The sequence below is a fragment of the Flavobacterium sp. IMCC34518 genome, assembly GCF_027111095.2.
In the GTDB taxonomy this organism is placed as follows: domain Bacteria; phylum Bacteroidota; class Bacteroidia; order Flavobacteriales; family Flavobacteriaceae; genus Flavobacterium; species Flavobacterium praedii.
In genome coordinates, this window is the sequence record NZ_CP114284.2 from 2,120,916 (window position 1) to 2,142,183 (window position 21,268).

18 protein-coding genes and 1 pseudogene are annotated in these 21,268 nt (G+C 33.0%); 7 read left to right on the forward strand and 12 right to left on the reverse strand.

The window, feature by feature from the left end; translation table 11 throughout:
• Positions 1-86: 86 nt before the first annotated feature.
• The 4 genes from OZP06_RS09005 to OZP06_RS09020 all read right to left on the reverse strand — a co-directional run bounded on the left by OZP06_RS09005 (position 87) and on the right by OZP06_RS09020 (position 3,677).
• Positions 87-1,229, reverse strand: a complete 1,143-nt coding sequence (locus tag OZP06_RS09005) for an efflux RND transporter periplasmic adaptor subunit (protein ID WP_269221570.1) — start codon at positions 1,227-1,229, stop codon at positions 87-89.
• A 23-nt stretch (positions 1,230-1,252) separates the two neighbouring features.
• Entirely contained in the window at positions 1,253-2,590 is a 1,338-nt protein-coding gene (locus OZP06_RS09010) for a TolC family protein (protein ID WP_269221571.1), read from the reverse strand.
• Positions 2,590-3,186, reverse strand: coding sequence for a TetR/AcrR family transcriptional regulator (locus tag OZP06_RS09015; protein WP_269221572.1), 597 nt, complete (start codon positions 3,184-3,186; stop codon positions 2,590-2,592). Before OZP06_RS09015 ends, OZP06_RS09010 begins: the two co-directional genes overlap by 1 nt.
• A gap of 302 nt (positions 3,187-3,488) precedes the next feature.
• Positions 3,489-3,677 carry a hypothetical protein gene (locus OZP06_RS09020; protein WP_281323616.1) on the reverse strand — a complete coding sequence of 63 codons (189 nt, stop codon included), beginning with the start codon at positions 3,675-3,677 and terminating at the stop codon, positions 3,489-3,491.
• A 257-nt stretch (positions 3,678-3,934) separates the two neighbouring features.
• On the opposite strand from OZP06_RS09020, the gene OZP06_RS09025 reads away from it, so the two are divergent.
• Positions 3,935-4,618, forward strand: coding sequence for a hypothetical protein (locus OZP06_RS09025; RefSeq protein WP_281323617.1), 684 nt, complete (start codon positions 3,935-3,937; stop codon positions 4,616-4,618).
• A 167-nt stretch (positions 4,619-4,785) separates the two neighbouring features.
• On the opposite strand, the gene OZP06_RS09030 is transcribed toward OZP06_RS09025, so the two are convergent.
• Positions 4,786-5,481 (reverse strand): hypothetical protein, encoded by a 696-nt coding sequence (locus tag OZP06_RS09030; protein WP_281323618.1) that lies wholly within the window; start codon positions 5,479-5,481, stop codon positions 4,786-4,788.
• Between the two features lie 682 nt (positions 5,482-6,163).
• Here OZP06_RS09030 and OZP06_RS09035 point away from each other — a divergent pair.
• Both OZP06_RS09035 and OZP06_RS09040 read left to right on the forward strand, forming a co-directional pair.
• Positions 6,164-7,105, forward strand: a complete 942-nt coding sequence (locus OZP06_RS09035) for an RDD family protein (RefSeq protein ID WP_269221578.1) — start codon at positions 6,164-6,166, stop codon at positions 7,103-7,105.
• 840 nt (positions 7,106-7,945) lie between these two features.
• Positions 7,946-8,236: a DUF3471 domain-containing protein gene (locus OZP06_RS09040; protein WP_269221579.1), complete on the forward strand. Its 291-nt coding sequence runs from the start codon at positions 7,946-7,948 to the stop codon at positions 8,234-8,236.
• Between the two features lie 676 nt (positions 8,237-8,912).
• On the opposite strand, the gene OZP06_RS09045 is transcribed toward OZP06_RS09040, so the two are convergent.
• Complete coding sequence (locus OZP06_RS09045; protein WP_281323619.1) at positions 8,913-9,314, reverse strand: hypothetical protein; 402 nt, start codon at positions 9,312-9,314, stop codon at positions 8,913-8,915.
• 554 nt (positions 9,315-9,868) lie between these two features.
• Between OZP06_RS09045 and OZP06_RS09050 the strand changes: the two genes are divergently transcribed.
• The gene (locus tag OZP06_RS09050; RefSeq protein WP_269221581.1) at positions 9,869-10,435 is read left to right on the forward strand and encodes a hypothetical protein; all 567 of its coding nucleotides are present in this window, start codon (positions 9,869-9,871) and stop codon (positions 10,433-10,435) included.
• Positions 10,436-10,567: 132 nt separating this feature from the next.
• On the opposite strand, the pseudogene OZP06_RS09055 reads toward OZP06_RS09050, so the two are convergent.
• Positions 10,568-11,153: pseudogene (locus tag OZP06_RS09055) on the reverse strand (transposase).
• Positions 11,154-11,498: 345 nt separating this feature from the next.
• Between OZP06_RS09055 and OZP06_RS09060 the strand changes: the two are divergent.
• The 3 genes from OZP06_RS09060 (at position 11,499) to OZP06_RS09070 (ending at position 13,683) form a co-directional block, all read left to right on the forward strand.
• The gene (locus OZP06_RS09060) at positions 11,499-12,506 is read left to right on the forward strand and encodes an IS110 family transposase (RefSeq protein ID WP_269221582.1); all 1,008 of its coding nucleotides are present in this window, start codon (positions 11,499-11,501) and stop codon (positions 12,504-12,506) included.
• A 142-nt stretch (positions 12,507-12,648) separates the two neighbouring features.
• Positions 12,649-12,978, forward strand: a complete 330-nt coding sequence (locus OZP06_RS09065) for an AHH domain-containing protein (protein WP_281324514.1) — start codon at positions 12,649-12,651, stop codon at positions 12,976-12,978.
• A 3-nt stretch (positions 12,979-12,981) separates the two neighbouring features.
• Positions 12,982-13,683 (forward strand): hypothetical protein, encoded by a 702-nt coding sequence (locus OZP06_RS09070; protein WP_269221583.1) that lies wholly within the window; start codon positions 12,982-12,984, stop codon positions 13,681-13,683.
• A 529-nt stretch (positions 13,684-14,212) separates the two neighbouring features.
• Here OZP06_RS09070 and OZP06_RS09075 read toward each other — a convergent pair.
• From OZP06_RS09075 to OZP06_RS09095, 5 genes are all read right to left on the reverse strand, one after another.
• Positions 14,213-17,383, reverse strand: coding sequence for an efflux RND transporter permease subunit (locus OZP06_RS09075; RefSeq protein ID WP_281323620.1), 3,171 nt, complete (start codon positions 17,381-17,383; stop codon positions 14,213-14,215).
• A gap of 18 nt (positions 17,384-17,401) precedes the next feature.
• Positions 17,402-18,469, reverse strand: a complete 1,068-nt coding sequence (locus tag OZP06_RS09080) for an efflux RND transporter periplasmic adaptor subunit (RefSeq protein ID WP_281323621.1) — start codon at positions 18,467-18,469, stop codon at positions 17,402-17,404.
• Positions 18,470-18,479: 10 nt separating this feature from the next.
• A complete protein-coding gene (locus tag OZP06_RS09085; protein ID WP_269221584.1) occupies positions 18,480-19,832 on the reverse strand; it encodes a TolC family protein in 1,353 nt (450 codons plus the stop codon).
• The gene (locus tag OZP06_RS09090) at positions 19,829-20,428 is read right to left on the reverse strand and encodes a TetR/AcrR family transcriptional regulator (protein ID WP_269221585.1); all 600 of its coding nucleotides are present in this window, start codon (positions 20,426-20,428) and stop codon (positions 19,829-19,831) included. The genes OZP06_RS09085 and OZP06_RS09090 overlap by 4 nt, the downstream gene beginning before the upstream one ends.
• 96 nt (positions 20,429-20,524) lie before the next feature.
• Positions 20,525-21,046, reverse strand: a complete 522-nt coding sequence (locus OZP06_RS09095) for a YceI family protein (RefSeq protein ID WP_269221586.1) — start codon at positions 21,044-21,046, stop codon at positions 20,525-20,527.
• Between the last annotated feature and the right edge of the window lie 222 nt (positions 21,047-21,268).

Below are 21,268 nucleotides of genomic sequence, written 5' to 3' on the forward strand. Positions count from 1 at the left end.
TCAATAGGATTTTAAGTTATTAAATCAGCTTTATCAATACAACTTATTTTTTCAAGCGCTTTATTCCCCCTTCGGGGATTAGGGGGCTAAAAGTTCAATTTCATCCCGTCTGAAATAGTGTTCATCCCTTCGGTAACAATAATGGCGTTAGCATCTAAACCACTCAAAATTTCGGTAACATTATCAGATGATTGCCCTGTTTTTACAATTGCTTTTTTTGCAATTCCTGTTTTTCCATTCGAGTTGATAACGGTATAAACAAAAGTGTTTTTTTGTCCATCTTGCTGTACAACATTTGTAGGAACAACCACTGCTTTTTTGTTTACATAATCAATCACTTTTAATTTGGCTACTTGGTTTGGTCTCAATAAGTTTTCTGGATTGGGAACGCTAACTTCTATTCCAAAACTTCTATTGTTTGGATTGATAAAATTCCCTATTTGACGCACTTTTCCTTTGTAGGTTTTGCCCAAAGAAGTTAAAAAAACATCTACTTCGGTACCAATTTTTAGTTTACCAATGTACGTTTCGGGGATAGAAGTAGAAACATACATATTTCCTAAGTTTACAATACGCATCAAACCCTGAGCGCTTGCTGCAACTACTTCGCCTTTTTCGACAAAAACTTCATCGATTGTTCCAGAGAAAGGTGCTCTTATTACGGTTTTTGCTATTTGTGCTTTTATTTGCGCTACTCCTTTTTGTGCCGAAATCATTTGAGTTTGCGCTTGCAGAAATTGAATTTCGGAGCCGATTTTTTGACTCCACAGGTTTTTTTGGCGTTCAAAAGTAGTTTTGGCAAGAGCATATTGATTTTCGGCACTAGCCAGTTGTTGGCTCATTCCTCCATCATCTGTACGTGCTAGAACTTGTCCTTTGGAAACTCTTTGTCCAGCTTTCACATTCAATTCTACTAAGTTTCCTGGAAATTCAGGTTGAATTAATACATTTTCATTGGTGTTAATGCTTCCTTGTACTTCGAGATAATGGTTAAAAACCGTGTCTTTTAATTGTAGGGCAGTAACTAATGCTTCTGTAACTTTATTGGTGTCTAATGTTGCTATAGCTTCTTCAAGTTGGGTAATCTGCAATTGTAGCTCATTTTTCTTTGCCGTTATTGCTTTTAGATCTTTTGAAGCAATTAGTTTTTCAACAGATTGGTTCTTTTCGGATGAATTGCAAGCGAACAATACAATTGAAAGAGTGATTAGAATAATTATTTTTTTCATAGTTCTATATTTTATGAGTATCATTATTTAGTCGTTATTTTTTCTAAACTTGCTTTTTTATTAATAATAGTGACCATTGTTTGTAAGTACTTTTGTTGCGAAGTATACAATTGGCGTTGGGCATCATTAAAATCAAAACTGGTCGAAAGTCCTTCCGTAAATTTGATTTGCTGTTTTTTCTCAATTCTTTCGGATAAGCGCAAATTGTTTTTTGCGGTTTCGTAATCTGCGATACTGTATTCGTATTCACTTTTTGCGGTAGCGTATTGTAATTTTAATTTTTGTTCCGTTTCGGTCAATTGGGTTTTGGCTTGATCTACAGCAATTTTGGCTTGTTGTGTTCTGGAACTTCTGGCCAAACTACTAAAAATTGGCACATTCAAACTAGCACCAATATTCGAATAATTAAACCATTTTTGATTTTGGGTAAAAAACTGAAATTCATCTTTAAAAGCGGTATATCCAAAATTGACATTGGCAGCCAATGAAGGCAACGCTTTACTTCTTTCTAGTTTGTATTCCAATGTTCTTTGTTCCTCAAAATTGGAAGCAATTCTAAAATTGATGTTGTTATTGACATCAAACTCGGTATTCGAAAAAGCTAAATCCATATTTTGAAGGGTCAAATCTTCCAGACGATCTGTCAAAACAACAGTTTGATTAAGTTCAATCCCTAAATTTATTTTTAGCATTTGAAAAGTAATATCCAATAATCGTTTGTTGTAGTTCAAGGTGCTTTCTAACGAACCCAGAGTGATTTGCAATTGCTCGACACTTTCTTCTTCAATTAATCCATTGTTGTAAATGGCTTTAGTATCATTTAGAGTTTTTTGCAAAGAGGTAATGTTTCTTTCAAGGATTTCGATATTTTCTTTGGCTAATAAAACATTTCCATACGAGTTTATAACCATTTCTTTTATATCAATATCGGTTCTTAGTTTAGCATTTTCGTAATACTTTAAATATGTTTTTGATGCTTGAAGTGCAACGATATAAGAACCGTCAAAAATAAGTTGACTCAGAGTAGATCGTGCAATCATATTGTGTTTTGTGCCAAAAGCTACCTCGGCATATTCTCCTGGAGTTCCGCCAAAGAATTCTGCCGGTACAACTGATTTTTGTAAAACAAAATTATTGGTATAATCCAGTCCTGCATTAATTTGTGGTAGACCCATTGCAGTTGTTTCCCATTTTTTTTGTTTGGCAGCTTTGATATCTCTTTCTGAATTAATTACAGCGTAATTGTATTCCAATGCATAATCTATCGCCTGTTGCAAAGTAAAGGAGTAGCTCTTATTTGTGTCTTGTGCATTGACGCTCCAGGCAAAAATTAGTAGAATTAGTATAATTGTTTTCTTCATTATTGTGGGGTTTTTTGCAGTTGGTTTTCAAGTTCGATTATCCCTTTTGGAGTTGCCATTGCTCGAGTGTGGTATTCGAGTGCTTCCAATTCAAGTTTCGTTGATTCTCTTTCGGAAATCGTATTCTCTTTAATGCTAAAAATTAAGGAATAATAGAATTTTACATAGACATCTGTATTCAGATCTTTTCGGTATAATTCTTGTACTATTCCTTTTTCAATATTTTGTTTAAAACACAGATTGCATTCTTCGATTTCACGCGACATCACTTTTTGATAAATATCGGGGTAGTGTTTTTTTAATTGATAAAGAGGAGAAGTATCTGTCGCCTGAAACATTTCTTTGAACATTTTTCTGATCTCAAAATTTTCTTCAATAGCATTATAGTTTTTAGCAACAATTGTATCTATAATTCCATGTACTTCCTTGTGAACCATTTCGGTACTTTCTTCGATAAGCACTTCCTTGTTGCAAAAATATTTGTAAATGGTCTTTTTGGAAATACACATTTCGCAAGCAATATCATCCATAGTGACGCTTTTAAACCCAAGTTTTAAAAACAAGTCGCTGGCTTTTGATATAATTTTTTCTTTCATTTGAAAATGTAACTGATTGTTATTTAATAATTTGATGTAAATATAAAGCGAAAAGGCGCAAATTTTAAACCTTTTCTTCAAATTGTTTCGACGGTGTGTGAATTACAATTTGGCAAAATTTTAGTAGTGCAAATATAACAAGGAAACGTTAAAAACAAAATTAGTTTCCTTTTCCCATTTTTTAGATTGGGTTTATAATTAAGTTATTAGCTTTTTTAAGAATAGTTTTTGGTATTTAACGCCATAAAAAAAGGACTTTCAAAATAGTTGAAAGCCCTTTTTTTAGTAGGAATGAAAGTTGTTTAGGCGGTAGGCTCAGTAACAACCTCTAGATTTTCGCCACTTACTGTATTGTAAACCACATAATCATTGTATTTGGCAATATCGGTGGTTTCCCAAATGCTAAGTCCAGTTGTGGTATACTGTATCAAAGTTTTGTAGATCGTATTACCCGCATTTACAGATTGCAAATGACATTCAGAAGCTTGCATCAGTCGTTCCGATGATCGTATCAGGACTTTTTTTTTCTTCGAAACTCCTGTTTTTCTGAGCGTAGCATAAAAATGACTGAAATAATAATATTTACTTTTTGTAAGCCTGTGACTATTATTTTTTATATTTGAGAAAACATAAAAAGAAACAAATCTTCGGGAATCTACCCAACTAGCAAAAACATAAGAAGATTTGTTTTGTGAATATGTTAGTTAGCAATAATTTTGGAGAAACATATAAATAATTAACCTTTGAAATGAAAAAGATAATACTCCTTCTTTTATTTACTTATATCGAAATGCACTCTCAGGAATTAAAAGAATTTTCAGTTCCCAAAAGTTATAAAAGAATTGCCGAAACCAAAGGTGATTTAGATAAAGATGGAATTGATGAAATAGTTTATGTTTATAATACAAATAAGCATGTCAAGGATTTAGGTTTAAAACGAGAATTATATATCTGCAAAAAAATTAATGGGACAATCAAACTGTGGAAAAAAAACACAACCGTAATCTGGGAAAGTAAAAATAGTGGCTTTTATAATGATGAGGAGAACAATTCAACAGACGGTGATAATTCAATATTAGAAATACATAATAACACCTTAATAATACAACAAATATTTTATTCAAATTCTAGACACTCATTTGCAAATAAAAATATTTTTCGCTTTCAAAATAACGATTGGTATTTAATAGGTGCTACTTCAAATGATTCTGATACATGCGGATGGGATTTTGAATATGATATTAATTTTTCAACAAAAAAAGTACATATAATTAAGGAATATAGTAAATGTATGGATGAAGATCCTGAACCTCCTAAAAATAAAGAGTACAGTTTTAAATATCCATTTAAAGAGATACTAAAAATGGATGATTTTGTTCCTAGCAAAAAGTATATAGAAATGAAAGATTCAAACATGAATTTCTTTTATTAGCAAAAAACTATCGCTTACAGCTACAACGGATTGGGGCATTAGGCCTAATGTAAAAATGGTTTTGTATTTGGGATATTTATATCTGTCTCATCCTAAAAAAAAACGCAAATACAAAAAGGACTTTCAAAATAGTTGAAAGCCCTTTTTTTAGTAGGAATGAAAGTTGTTTAGGCGGTAGGCTCTGTAACAACCTCTAGATTTTCGCCACTTACTGTATTGTAAACCACATAATCATTGTATTTGGCAATATCGGTGGTTTCCCAAATGCTAAGTCCAGTTGTGGTATACTGTATCAAAGTTTTGTAGATCGTATTACCCGCTTCTACGCGGTCTTCTTGTATAATATCACGCTCCCCAATTTTTATTTTCAGGTCAATTATCAGTGCTTCAAACTCATTGCAAAGCGTGGTGATTGCGGTGAGCATCGCAGCGGTAAGCCCGTTTGGAGTAAGGTCTGTCAAAAATTCGGTACCCACGCGAACAACTCTTTTTCCGGTAATAAGCAAATCCGAATCCGATTGTTGCGAAAGTGCCTCTGTTCCAAACTTTTTGTATTTCGCATTGCTGTTACCGTATTTAAGCTCGGCGCGCGCCATGACTGCCCGTATCGCCACACGCAATTGGTCGGCTTTTGCATCTTTGGTGGCAGTAACTCCTGTCTGATTGCTTATTGCTTCAACATCGGTGATGGTATTCGAAAAAGCAGTAATTGCCGTTTCGAGAGTGGTTACCTGAGGAGCTGTAACACCAAAAGGGGTAAAAGCCGCCGCATCTCTACGCATAAAAGCAATTTTTTCTTTCCCCTTGGTTACTAATGTAGCATCTGAAAATTTGTACAATCGAACTACTGATGGTTTTTTCATAATTAATATTTTTTAAGGTTAATACCTACGAATATAAATAATTACTTTACGATTACAACTACATATATTAAATTTAACAAGAAAAAGAAAATAAATAGTTTTGAACTCTCTTTTTGGTGTTAGAAAAAATCGCTAAGAATAGAATAATTCTTTTTTGGATATAAGATGAATGCAATAGGAGTACGGAAGTCTGTGTCCGGAACACGGAAAACCGCATCAATGACACGGAAGCTCGCAACAGACCTACGGAAGATTGCAACAGGGAGACGGAAGCTTGTGTCAGGCCTACGGAAGTCCGCATCAGGCCTGCGGAAGCATGTAACAGGGACACGGAAGCTCGTATCAGGGCATGCTTTTTTCTTCGGATTTCCTATTTTGCTGGGCGGAGCATAAAAAGGATTGAAATTAATAAAATTTACGTTTTGTAAGTTTGTGATTATTATTATCTATATTTGGGAAAAGGTATAAAAAGGTATTTGTCACAAAAAGCTACCCGAATTAGGGTCGACTATAGTGATTTTGTCAGACATATAAATGAGTTAGCAGTAATTCCCCCATATTCGCGCCCAAATTGACTCCTTCAGCTAACGGAAGAAAGTGAAAATTTAGGCAAATATTAAAATAGAAATAGTTGATTTTCATAACATTAAAAAAACGTTAGTTAGAATTTTAAAAAATGACAATGAATAAAAACATAATCAGTACAAAATCAAATTTAAAAAAGCGTTTTTTTGCAGGTTTATTTGATTATTCAATAATTTTCATCGTCACTTATTTAATTTTCGATATTTGGGGAGTAGCAAATTCCGAAGGCAATACTCATGTAACTGGCTTTCCCGCATTTTGTATTTTTTTGTTTTGGTGTATTTGGACTGTGGGATTAGAACAAATTTTTGGCGCGACTTTAGGAAATTCTATTTTTAACTTAAAACCAATTTCGACAAGAAAAAACCAATCAAAATTAACACTTGGACAATCAATAAAAAGACATCTTTTAGATTCAATTGATTTAAGTCCAATAGGAATAGGTGTTTTACTGATAAAGAACACCGAAAATAACCAAAGACTTGGCGATATTTGGGCAGAAACTATTGTAATTGATGAAACCGACCAAAATCAATCTGTCAAAAAATTTGACGATTCTCCCGTAACCGAAAATTATAATATTCAAAAGAAGAATATTGGAAATTATATCGTTAGAAGGGTTGCTTCAGCCCTTTTTGATTTTATCTTATTCGCAATCATTCTGAAAATTTTATTACCCTACATTGGAAATAAAATTGATGGAGAATATTATACAGATACATTTCCAACAATAATTGCATTCTTTCTTTATCTACTTATACAAGATCTGTTTTTCAAAAAAACCCTTGGTAAATTTATATTTAAACTTGAGCTTAAATTATTAGAAGACGAAAATAAAACTAAATCAAATAAATATTTTAGAATAATCGCCCGAAGAGTTTTTGATGTATTTGAAATTATCTGCCCATTTATCTACCTAATCTCGATATCGATAACAGACAAAAATCAAAAATTAGGAGATAAAATCACAAAAATTATTGTGACAGAAAGTAAAATAAAAACTACTGCTAACACACGCTACAATCAATTTGGGTATTAGGCTTAATTTGAAATTGGTTTTGTATTCGGATGATTTGGCAAATCCGAATAATGGGCTTTTTTAACCTGATCGCTCGGATATGTAAAAAAGTCTCTTATGTACCATAGCGCGGATTTGCAATCCGTGCCCACAAAGTATATCAATAAAGTGAGCGTTATAAAAATAACAATGATAAATACAAGTTGAACTTGATAATTGGGATAGGCACGGATTGCAAATCCGCGCTATCGGGTCAACAGAAATTTGAAATTTTGAGGAGCCAATTTGGCACCTCAACCCTGATCGCTAGGATATGTAAAAAAGTGTCTTATGTATGATAGCGCGGATTTGCAATCCGTGTCCCGCTCCGCGAAGTCTCATGACTTTGCGTTTTTTTAAAAGTTCTTGAAAATCGTAAATATGTCAAAAGTCTCCCGACTTTTTCCGTAAATGTCTTTAGAATAATATGCATTTCAAAATTTATAAAAAGCTACAAAGTAACAGTTCTATTATTTTGTAGTTTTTTTATTTTTATTTAAAGTGGGAGCGTTTCGATTTATAATAAAACGTTTTGAATTTATAAGATGTTCACGGAAAAAGTCGGGAGACTTTTATTAGATTTACATTTTACAAGAACATTTAAAAAAAGTACGAAGTCGTGAGACTTCGCAGAGCGGGGGAATTGAAGAAAATGCTGATTTTGGAAAAATTGCAAACCATAGTGGTGGTTGGCCAGGTTATGTAACTTTTATCGATAGACATATTACAAATGATAAAACAATAATAATACTTCAAAATCACAACAACGTTTCAATTCCTTCTAAAGCAATTAGAAGTATTCTATATAATAAACCATTGCCTGTGCAAAAAATCAGAAAAGAAATTATTATTACTACTGAAGAACTTCAAAAGTTTGTTGGGACTTATGCAGTTGAAAAAGATTTTGAAATCAAAATTTCATTAGATAAAGACCAACTTTTTTCACAATTGACAGGACAAAATGTGTTCCCGATATTTGTAGAAAGTGAAATGTTATTTTTCTACAAAGTAGTAGATGCACAAATTCAGTTTGAAAAGAACGAAAAAGGAGAAATTTCAAATTTGTTTTTATTACAGAATGGAAATAAGATAGAAGCAAAACGGACGAAATAAAAACTGCCCCGCTCCGCGAAGTCTCATGACTTTGCGTTTTTTTAAAAGTTCTTAAAAACCGTAAATCTAATAAAAGTCTCCCGACTTTTTCCGTAAATGTCTTTAGAATGATATGCGTTTCAAAAGTTATAAAAAGCTACAAAGTAACAGTTCTATTATTTTGTAGTTTTTTTATTTTTATTTAAAGTGGGAGCGTTTCGATTTATAATAAAACGTTTTGAATTTATAAGATGTTCACGGAAAAAGTCGGGAGACTTTTATTAGATTTACATTTTACAAGAACATTTAAAAAAAGTACGAAGTCGGGAGACTTCGCAGAGCGGGGGGAAAATTTTCTTTTGGTGGAAATATTTTTGCATTTTCAAAAGATACTTATTACAGAAATTATTTTGGGGAATGGAAAAAATATTCAGGAGGAGAACCATCAATAAATGTTTATGTAATGATAGAAAAATAAAAAACGACTGATAACAGCTATTACGGATTTAGACCCCTGATCGCTCGGATATGTAAAAAAGTCTCTTATGTACGATAGCGCGGATTTGCAATCCGTGCCCACAAAGTATATCAATAAAGTGAGCGTTATAAAAATAACAATGATAAATACAAGTTGAACTTGATAATTGGGATAGGTACGGATAACAAATCCGCGACAAAGTGGTTCATCTTTATTTTTTTAATATCTATTTATTGCGGTTAATTTACTATTTTCAAAGTGGTAATAGGTGTTCCCATAAATATAAGTCCAATAAACTCCATACTGGGTTTCAGAAGATATTGTATCGTCTGCATTACCTAAAATACTAACAAGATCAGAAATACTCATCCCTATCCTAATTGTTATTTTTGGTAGGTTTTTATAATATTTTGATTCTACTTTATAAACATTACAGTCAATTTCAACCTCCGCATAATCATCATGCATTTTAACAAGATCTAATTTAGCTCCGTATCCATAGTATCTAAAAAGGTTTCCATTACTGTCGTTAATTTCAGTATTATTTCCAACTGTTAGTTTTTCTTGTCCAATTGCAAAAATTGAAGTTAAAAAAAATATTCCAATAGCTAATTTCTTCATTTTTTCAAAAGATAGATTAATATAATACAAATATAACAAATATAAAAAAATTGTTATTTAGGTTTACCATAAACGAGTTGATTTTCGAACTCTGATCGTTCGGATATGTAAAAAAGTCTCTTATGTACGATAGCGCGGATTTGCAATCCGTGCCCACAAAGTATATCAATAAAGTGAGCGTTATAAAAATAACAATGATAAATACAAGTTGAACTTGATAATTGGGATAGGCACGGATTACTTCGTCAGTTCACTTCGTTCGTGTGTAAATCCGCTATCGGGTTTACTTCGTCAGTTCACTTCGTTCGTGTGCAAATCAGCACTATCTGTATAATGGCAAAAAAGCAAAATATAGCCTTTTAGCCCTGATCGCTCGGATATGTAAAAAAGTCTCTTATGTACGATAGCGCGGATTTGCAATCCGTGCCCACAAAGTATATCAATAAAGTGAGCGTTATAAAAATAACAATGATAAATACAAGTTGAACTTGATAATTGGGATAGGCACGGATTGCAAATCCGCTATCGGGTGTTAATGGAACTGAATTAAAATAATGATACAAGAATTTAAAATATTTAATAGAAGTGGTATTGTCATACCTGTAGATATAGAGTATCCAATGGATGTCTATAAGAACACTAATAATCCTGAAAATAGTATTTTTTTTGACGGATCAAGTAAAGGTGTCTCTTGGCTTTATAACGGGAATCGAATTATTATTAAAGATGATAATGTAGATATTTTTGCTTACCCTTCCATCGACCAAAATTATATTATAGCTATTTATCAGGGGTTGAACGGTGAATACAAACCTCCATGTAATGCTGTAGTATTTAATTTAGATGGTAGTATACATAAAATATTAGAGATACCTCCATTTGTTTCTGAACGGTTGCTTAAGCAAGTTGAAATAGAACAAGACACCAATCCTCCTATCAAATGGTTAAATAATATTCACACTCCTATGTTTAAAAGTTTTGGTTGGGATAAAGATAAAAACGGTAATTTATTCAATTACATTTCTTACCAGTACCTACAAGATTTCGGAGAAGGAAGGGAGCTTAACCCTATAACTGGAGAAATAGGGAGTTTAGTAGATGACTGGCATACATATTATTAATAAAATTAATCGCGATAGAGCGGATTTGCAATTTGTACCCCGATGGCGCGGATATACCCCCGATGGCGCGGATATCTCTCTACGTACGATAGCGCGGATTTGCAATCCGTGCCCACACAGTAAAGCAACAATCTAAAACAAATCCAACATTACAACATCCAAATCATTTTCTAAGCCTGCATAATTTCTTGCAGAACTAAAATAATAATCCTCGGGCAAGGTGACTACTTTATCTTTTACAGGATTGTTGTGGATATAATCAACCTTTTGTTTTATAAACCAATTGGTTTCTATTATTTCAGCGTGATATCCGTCTTGCCACCCGAGCCTGAAAGTGCGAATTGGCGAAGCATACTTTATAACTTTGATCTCTTTTAAGATGCGCACACGCTTTTTCAAAATAAGCCAAAAGCCACTCCCTGCGACTCTCTGGCTCTTCCATAATAGTTTGAATAATTTTCTTAGAGGTATATTTTTTAAAATCACGCATGACATCCGATAAAATAAAACCATTTGTGGCTTTGCACATTAAATGTATATGACTGTGCATAATGCAATACGCATAAATCTCAAGTCCTTTTTTCTCTTGACAATATTGCAAAGCATTAACAATATTGTACTTTTGGTTGAGTCTGGTAAAAACATCAACCCAACCTACAGTTGTTATGGTGATAAAATATGCCTGATCTGTTGTTGTTGCTTTATATTTTGTCGACATTCTTTTTTATTTAAAAATACAATAAAAGCTACAAATAAAACAATCTTATGGATTTAATTTGTTTCTTTTCATGTAGATTTGCTTTGTGGGCACGGATTACTTCGTCAGTTCACTTCGTTCGTGTGCAAATCCGCCTTTACTTTGTATTTAATATAACACTAAATTTATTCAAAGGAAAACAGAGGTGAACTATGCTATCCGCCAAGCTTGTGACTTATGTAGCGCATTAGTCCTCTGTCTTCTCCTTGAATCCCGTTGAATTGCTTCAAATAGAATGATAGACATCAAGGTCTAATAAAGGCTCTAAAGAAGTTCAACATTTTTGTTTATCCTAAATTCAAAGTTATGAAAAACTATTTATTTTATGTAGGCGTTGACATTTCAAAATCAAAATTGGATGTGGTTCTTTTAAAAAAAGAAGAACCTAATGTAACTAATCATTTCATTGTCGAAAACAATTTAAAAGGCGTTAAGGAAATTTTTAAAAACTTAATAAAACAGAAGATAGATTTAAGTGCTGTTTTATTTTGCTGTGAAAACACTGGGGTTTATACTTTCCCTTTAAGCAGCTGTCTATCTGAAAACAATCTTGATTTCTGGGTTGTGCCGGCCATTGAAATCAAACGATCTAAAGGGATCTCGAGAGGTAAAAATGACAAAGCAGATGCCAAAGACATTGCTTTGTACAGTATTCGAAATATTGACAAACTAAAACTGTCTACTTTACCAGAAACAGTAATTCAACAATTAAAATTGCTTTTCACTGAAAGAGAAAAAGTAATGAAATCATTTAAAATTTTTGAAGGGACAAAAGAGAATGCTGATTTTACACCAAAACAAGTTTATCAATCAATTAAAGGAATAAATAATAAAACAGTGAAGTTTTTAAAAGCAACATTAAAATCTATTGAGAAGGAAATGAAAGCAATAATATGTAATCATTTTGAATTGAAAAAACAATTTGAGTTGATTAAAAGTGTTCCTGGCATTGGAGATAAAACGGCTATCTATATGCTAATTGTTACAAGAGGCTTTACAGCATTTGATAATGCCAGAAAATTGGCTTGTTACGCTGGAACCGCACCTTTTGAACATACATCGGGTTCGAGTATAAAAGGACGAACCAAAGTCAATCATATGGCAGATAAAAAAATGAAATCAATATTACAAATGTGTGCTTTAACAGCGGTAAAACACGATCCGCAACTCAAAGAATATTATGAAAGAAAAAAAGGAGAAGGCAAAAATGCTATGTTAGTCTTAAACAATGTAAAATGCAAAATAATAGGACGTGTTTTCTCTGTAATTAACAGACAAACACCATATATAAATACATATAAATTTGCCTGTTAATATTTTAAAATTATTTGTTTTTTATCATAGAATGCGCTATCGTACTTAAGAGACTTTTTTACATATCCGAGCGATCGGGAATAAGGATACATATAAAAAATACGATTTAGACGAACCAATTAATTTTGAAGTACACCACATAATTCCTGTAAATGTTTTAGAAAATAATAAAGAATTTCAAGAATTATTACTATGGGCACAAAAAGAAGACAAAGTATTTGATTTTAACAGTATTGATAACGGAATACCTTTACAAAAGAAAAGTCTCAAGTTTGAAAAGACAGGACATGCAAATCACCCAGACTATGATAAAGTTATCGATAATAAAATTAAAGATATTATGAGTAATGATATTTTAGATGAAGGTGAAAAATTTGAAGAAGTACAGAAATTAATAAATAATACAAAACAAAAATTAGAGAAAGATGTATTATTAGGAAATAAAGATGTTAATCAAATATTAGATTTATAGATTATGAAATATTTTAAGATAAATCAAAAATTTTATAATGACAATGACAGAATTGTTAGTAGTGCTGAAGGTGAAAAAATACCTAATTCAAATTATTTCTTTAATAAATTGCGTAATGGGGAAGTAATTTCAAATATCCCGATTCTTGACTACTTTTATTTAAAAAGTTTCGATGAAGAGAAATACTGGGAATATGAATTAAATGATGTTCATAATTTTATTGGTGAAGGAAGTCAAATTAAAGGATGGCTAATATCTCGAAAGTTAAAAGATTTATTTGATACGTTTTATCTACCGAAACATTATTATTTTTATTTGAGTAAACTATTATATAAGGGAGAGAAACTAGATTATTATATTTTTCAATTTGCAGGAAAATTAATTTTCGAAGAAACTCTATTACAAATTGATTATACAAATACCATATTTTGGGATCCTATAAAAAAATTAGAAGTAATAGTTAATGATGAAAAAGAGTTTTTATCACGCTATAAAGAAATTTATAAGGAGAATGGAGGACTAGAGAATGGTATTCAAAATAAAAAACTAATTTTAAAAGAAGCTTTTGATTTTTTTTCAATGCAAACATTTATGAAAGATAATATTGTTTCCGAAAGACTTAAAAATTCGATAGAAAAAAATAAAATTAAAGGTTTCGAGTTTTTAGAATTAGATTATGAGGTAATTGTAAACATTTCTCTTTAAAAATTAAATTTTTACCAGGCTCCCCCGATGGCGCGGATATGTCTCTACGCACGATAGCGCGGATTTGCAATCCGTGCCCACAAAGTATATCAATAAAGTGAGCGTTATAAAAATAACAATGATAAATACAAGTTGAACTTGATAATTGGGATAGGCACGGATTACTTCGTCAGTTCACTTCGTTCGTGTGCAAATCCGCGCTATCGGGTTTACTTCGTCAGTTCACTTCGTTCGTGTGCAAATCCGCGCTATCGGGTTTACTTCGTCAGTTCACTTCGTTCGTGTGCAAATCCGCCTATCAGCATGCTGGCAAAAAAGCAAAATATAGCCTTTTAGCCCCGATTGAAGTGAAAATCCTTATGAGCCGGGGTTCGGCTTATAAGATTGTAACGGAAAGCGGGACGATGTTTGCCAAAAAAGCCAAATGTTTCTGCTCCAAATTAATAATCTAACCCAAGTTAAAAACACCCAATAAAAAAGGGCTTTCAAAAATATTGAAAGCCCTTTTTGGTATTACTAAAAAACTATTTTAAACCTTATGTTTTGGATTAAAACCGTCTACTAATTTTCGGTGTTTGTATTCGGCGGTCATTAATTCGCCATAATTTTCTTTTTTGTCTTTTCCTAAGCGCACTCTAATGCTGTCGAATATTGAATAAACAACGGGAACAACAATCAAAGTAAGCAAAAGAGAAGACATTAAACCTCCTATAACAACCCATGCCAAACCATTGTTCATTTCAGCTGCGGCTCCTTTGGCCAAAGCAATTGGAATCATACCAATTACCATCGCAATTGTCGTCATTAAGATTGGACGTAAACGGGCATGGTTGGCTTGAACAAGTGCATTGAATGTAGTTTCTCCCGCTTCTTTTCTATGATTGGCAAAGTCAACCAGTAAAATGGCATTCTTACACACTAAACCAATTAGCATAATGATCCCTAATATGGTAAAAATATTCAAAGAGTTGTTGGTCAATGCCAAAGCTAATAAAGCTCCGATGAATGATAATGGAATAGAAAATAAAACTACAAATGGAGTTACAAAGTCATCATACAAAGCTACCATTACAAGATATACCAAGATAATTGCAGCTAATAAAGCAATTCCTAAAGTTCCAAAACCTTCGGTTTGGTTTTCCATATCACCACCCCAAACATAATTTACACCTGCTGGTCTATCCATTTTGGAGAAAACAGTTTCCCATTCGGTAGCCACTGTACCCGATGGGCGTCCTACGGTCTGCGCTTCTATAGATACAGCTGTACTTTTGTCTCTTCGTTCTAACACACTTGGCCCTGAACTTTCGATAACATCGGCAAATTGGGTTAACTTGATTTGTTGTCCTGCACTGTTTATAAAAATTAAATCGTTTACATCTTTAGCATTCGAACGGTCGTATTCATTAAAACGAATGTTAATGTCGTACTCATATTCTCCTGCACGGAATTTACCATCTGTATTTCCGCTAAAAGCAGTTTGCATAGTCAACCCTACTGTTTGAAGAGTTAAACCTAAAGCGGCCATTTTATCACGGTTTACCACAACTTTTATCTCTGGATTTCCTGATTCTGAAGTTAATTTTACCTCTGACGATCCTGGAATTTTTTTCAATTCTGTAGCGGCTTTGCTTGCAAAAGACATAGCGTCTTCAAAATTTGGTCCCGTAACGGTTAACTTAATAGGGGCTTGATCGGCTCCCAATAGTCCCATAGGAACAGTTTTTACTTTAGCACCAACTAATACTTTTTCCAGTTCCCGTTTTATTTTTGCCGCAAAAATGAAGGAGTTGTCCTCACGTTTGGTTTTGTCTACCAATGAAACTAGAATTTCCGATTTGTATGCTGTAGATTGAGTTGCTCCCATACCTTCGCTGGTAAGTCCAACAGTGGTAATTAGATCCACAATATTTTTATTGCCTCGTAAAAATTCTTCTGCTTTTTGGGTCATAAAATTAGTTTGCTCTACCGATGCATCTTTTGGTAATTCTATTTGTACTAAGAATTCCCCTTTATCGGTTTTTGCAAAAAACTCTCCTCCAATGAAACCACCACCAACAAGTCCTATAGTGGACGCAAAGAAAAGCGCAACAACGATAGCCAAAGTACTTTTTTTATGTACTAGTGACCATTTTAATATGTCGGTTACTTTGTGAGTGAAAACATCTAAATAGGATTCGAATCCTAAAATTACTCTACCAAAAAAAGTTTTTTTGGTGATGTGTTCTAATTTTCCATAACGTGAAAATAACCAAGGCACAATGGTGAATGAAGCCAGTAAAGAGAACAGTGTTGCTATAATTACCGTTACGCAGAATTGTGTAATAATATTAGAAACAAGTCCTGTACTCATCGCAATAGGAAGGAAAACTACGATAATTACCAGTGTAATTGCCATTACGGTAAAACCAATCTCGGCGGCTCCATCATAAGCGGCACGTACTTTGTTTTTTCCCATTTCCATGTGACGGTGAATGTTTTCCAATACTACAATCGCATCATCCACAAGGATACCGACCACTAATGAAAGTCCTAACAAACTCATCAAGTTTAGTGTGTACCCCATCAAATAAATACCGATGAAAGTGGCTACCAGTGAGGCTGGAATTGAAACCATTACAATAATTGCATTACGGATACTGTGCAAGAAGAACAACATTACAAATGCTACCAAAACGATGGCAATAAATAAATCATGCATTACGGAATCGGCAGCTGTTAAAGTAAATTCGCTACTATCATTGGCTACATCTAATTTTAAATTCGATTTAGCATAATCTTTCTCGATTTGGGCAATGGCTTTTTTTACTTTTGCACTTACCGCAACAGCATTGGCATCTGATTGTTTGATGACTTGAAGGATGATGGAACTTTTTTGATTAACTCTCGAAATTTTCTCTACATCTTTCTGCGCATCTTGGACATCCGCTATATCTCCTAATCGAATTTGAATACCATTGTTGGAAGAAATAACCAGATTACGCATTTCTTCAACTGATTTGTATTTTCCGGACAAACGAATTTGTGTTTTGTTTTCTCTAGTTTTAATGTTCCCTGTTGGAAAATCAAGGTTAGAGCCAAGAACCGCTTGTTGCACTTGTGGAATTGAAAGTCCGTATCCTTGCATTTTTTTAGAATCCAAACTTACTTTGATTTCTCTTTCTTGTCCACCCACAAGGTTTACTTGCGCTACACCTGGTACACGAGATACTATTGGTTGGATTTTTTTGTCCAATAAATCATAAAAGGCAATTTCATCCATTTCTCCTGTGGCACCAATTGTCATAATAGGCAAATCACTTAGCGAGAATTTGCTCAAAGAGGGTGGATCTACATCATCTGGTAGGTCTTTCAGGACGGCATTGATTTTTCGTTGTGCATCATTTAATGCATAATCTGCATCGGCTTCGGTGGTGAGAGTAATCATAACCACCGAAAGACTTTCATACGATTTGGATTCTATTTTCTTGATGTTTTCCATCGTAGAAATCGCGTCTTCCAGTTTTTTGGTTACTGTGTTTTCAACTTCACCAGGAGAAGCTCCAGGGTAAACAGTAGAAACTGTAACTACATTTACTTCAAATTTTGGAATTAATTCGTAGCTTAATTGTTTGTAACTGAACAGACCACCCAATAGTAAAATGGTAAATAATACTATGATAATTGATGGTCGTTTTATTGATATATCGACTATTTTCATTTGTTTTCTTTAAGGAAATTATTTAACGATACTTACTTTGGTATTGTCGCTCAAATTGATTTGTCCGCTTGTAACGACTACATCGCCATCATTCAGTCCATCTAATATTTCAACTTTGTCTCCAAAGATTCTTCCAGCTACTATTTTTTTCAAAGTAGCTATATTGTTATTTACCACAAATACTTCGTTGCTGCTAACACTTCCTACGAATGCTGTTCTTGGTATCGTTTTAACTTCGGTATTTTTTGAAGTAACACTTTCAAAAGTGGCAGTTCCGTACATTCCTGCTTTAATTTCGTTATTTGGATTGTTTGTTACTTCAATTTCAATAGGGAAATTCAAAGTTTCATTGGCTTTTGAAGCTATAAAAGTGATTTTTCCTGTAAACGATTTATCTGGAAACACACTTGCATTAATAGCAACATTGTTTCCCAGTTTCAAGTTGGCTACTTGGCTTTCGTTAACGGTTACTTTTAATTTTAATTTAGAAACATTCACTATGTCAAATAATGCAGTGGCAGGCATTCCTGTCAAAATAGAGCCTGGTTCAACATATTTTTTGTTGATATATCCTTTAATTGGAGCTTTTACTTTTGTGTCTCCAACGTTTATATTGGCTTGTTTCAAGTTTGATTCGGCATTGGTCAAGGCTAATTTGGACTGATCCAATTGTTGTTTGGTCACTCCACCAGATTTAAATGCATTTTCATATCTTGCATAATCTGCTTTAGAATTGTCATAAGCTGCTTTAGCGGTTTGAGCATTAACATTTATAACATCGCTTCTAACGATTAGTAGTGTTTGTCCAACATTTACATAATCCCCTTCTTTAACTAAAACACTGATTACTTTTCCAGATTTTTCAGCTGAAAAAGTCAATTCTTGAATAGGTTCAAAATTACCGTTAGTTTTGAAAGCATCATCTAATTTTCCAGTAACAACTGTAGCTACTCTTACTGCAACCGAACTGTTTTTTTCGGCAACAATGGCGGTGTCTTCAGCATTTTTTTTCTTATTATTGAATAATGTGAATGCAGTGGCACCTATCAATACAGCTGCAAGTATAATGTAAATTGTTTTTTTCATTTTGAGTTATTTAGTTTAATAAATTTTTTAATTCGCCTTTGGATTTGATTAATGAAATTTCTGCAATTTTATATCCTAAAACTGCTCTAGTATAATTGTTTTGTGCTTCAAGTGATGCATTTTCAGCGTCTAATAAATCGGTTAATGAAGCTAAACCTTGCAAGTAATTGTTTTTGGTGTTTTTTAGAATATCACCTGCCAAGCGCATATTTTCTTTTTGATTCTTGATTGTTGTCAAGTTGTTTTCAATTTGTGCTTTGGCATTTCGGTACTCTAAATCAAGTGAAAGTTGAGTGTCTTTTATCCCTTCTTGAAGTGATTTAATGTTTATATCCGCTTGTCTTACTCTGGCACGAGTTCCAAAACCAGTGAATATAGGTACTCTCAAATTCAATCCGATAGCAGAATAATCCGACCAATAAACGCCATCCGCAGGTTTTGCAAAAAACGGCATTTCTGGACCTTGGCCTAAATAATTATATCCTGCCACTAATGAAAGTGTTGGGTAATATTCCGCTTTAATGGCTGTTTTTTGAAACTCCAATAATTCTTCTTGTTTTTTCAAAAGTAAATATTCAGTTCTGTTTGTAGTGTTTGGGGCTTCTGTTATAACTTGTGGCGTTACTTCAAATTCTGTTTTTGGTATCTCAATTTTGGTTTCAATAGGCATTCCCATATAAAACTTCAAAGCATTTTCTTGTAATTCAATTTGATTTTTGATTTGTAAACGTTCTGTATCAATGTTTGACATTTTTACGATAATTCGATCTAAATCTATTTTTTTAGCCAATCCATTGTCAAATTGTCCTTTTACAATGTCACGTACTTTAGTTGTGTTTACATAATTGCTATCCAATAACATCAATTTTTCACGTTGTACATATACAGAATAGTAACTGTTTGCAACTCTTTCGATAACTTGTTCTTCCGTTAATTGATTGTTTATTTGATAGAATTCCCGAGTGGAATTAGCGGCTCTCAAACCTGTAAAAACCGATTGGTCAAATATTGCTTGACTCAAGGAAACTCCAGCTCCTGAAGTCCATTTTTGTCCAAAAGCAACTTGAACTGATTGTCCTGGTTGGCCAAACATGGCGCCATCTAGTACATTTGTTTGAAGAACCGGATTGTATGTTAAACTTCCATTTACCGCTATTTGTGGCAAAGCTCTTGATCGTACTTCTTGGATTTTATATTCGCTATTTTCAACTTCTAGTTTTGCTTTTTTTGCATCAGCTTTATTTTCCAAAGCATAAGTAAGGGCATCTTTTAAAGTTAGAGACTTTGTTGCTGTAGTGCTTACCTCTTGGGATTGTGCAGTGAGAGCAAAGGTTAAAAATGTTAATAAAAGTATTCTTTTCATAGTAAAGTTGGATTTTGTAATTGTTTTTCTAGTTCTGCTATTCCACTAAGCGTTGCCATTGCTCTTGTGTGGTATTCTAATGCTTCTAATTCTAATTTTTGTGATTCTTTTTCCGTACTTGCCATTCCGTGAATGCTGAATATAAGGTTGTAATAAAATCCTACGTAGATATCGATATCCAAATTTTCTCGGTACAAACCCTGTTGAATTCCTTTTACTATATTTTGTCTAAAGACCGTGTTGCATTCGTTTATTTCTCTTGACATTACGGTGTTATAAATCTCTGGATAATGTTTTTTCAATTGATATGCTGGGGAGTTTTCGCCAGATTTAAACATCTCTTTGAACATTTTTTTGATTTCAAAATTTTCTTTGATGGCATTGTAATTTTTTGCTGCGATAGTATTAATGCTTTCATGAATGGTTTGATGAACCATCTCTGTACTTTCTTCGATTAGGATTTCCTTGTTGCAGAAAAATTTGTAAATCGTTTTTTTAGAAATACACATTTCATTTGCAATATCGTCCATCGTAACACTTTTGAAACCTAGTTTTAAGAAGAGTTCCGCCGCTTTTGATATAATTTTTTCTTTCATTTTATGGGTAACTTATTTGTAATTAAATAATACAGTAAAAGTTAGTTGGTAAATGAGGTTTTGATTTTTGTAATGTTTAATACGAGTTGGTAATTATTAATGAGTAAATTCTAAGTTAGCAATGAGTTTAATGTCCCTGCCTATTGGGTAACCTCCATTGTGGGAAAGTATATTGTAATTCAGTCCAAAATCTTTGCGATTGATGTTTCCAGTAACCTCAAAAGAAGCTTTTTGAACACCGTTGTAATTGTTGAATCCAATAAATTCGGTATCCAATTCGACAACTTTGGTAATGTTCTTGATTGTTAAAAAGCCTTTCAAGAAATTGATGTTTTTATTTATCTTTTGAAAAGAGGTCGATTTGAATTGTATCAATGGAGTTTCATCTTCTTCAAACAAATCGATGAATTTTGGTTCTTTATTTTTTTGAATCGAATTCACTTTTTTGTCGTGTACATTTAATGAAAATTCAATCGAAGCATCTTCTACTTCATCGTTTTCTATGGCTACGTGGCCTTTGAAATTGGTTTTGTTACCAGGCATATAACCTATAAGTGAATGTCTAGATTTTATTAATACGTCTGATTGGTTTGAGTCAATGGCCCATTCATTTTCCATGGTAGTTATTTTTAGTAATGTTATTGCCTAATCTTTTGTTTTGAAATTTTTGTTAAAGGAAAAATCATCAGGAAACTTTAAACACTAATAAAGTTTCTTTTGTTTTTGATGACGCAAATATAAGAAGGAAACTTTAAAAACCAATAAAGTTTCCAATGTATTTTTCAATGAATATTATAAGGAAAAACTATAGTTGCTTTTTTACAGTAATTTACAATCCAA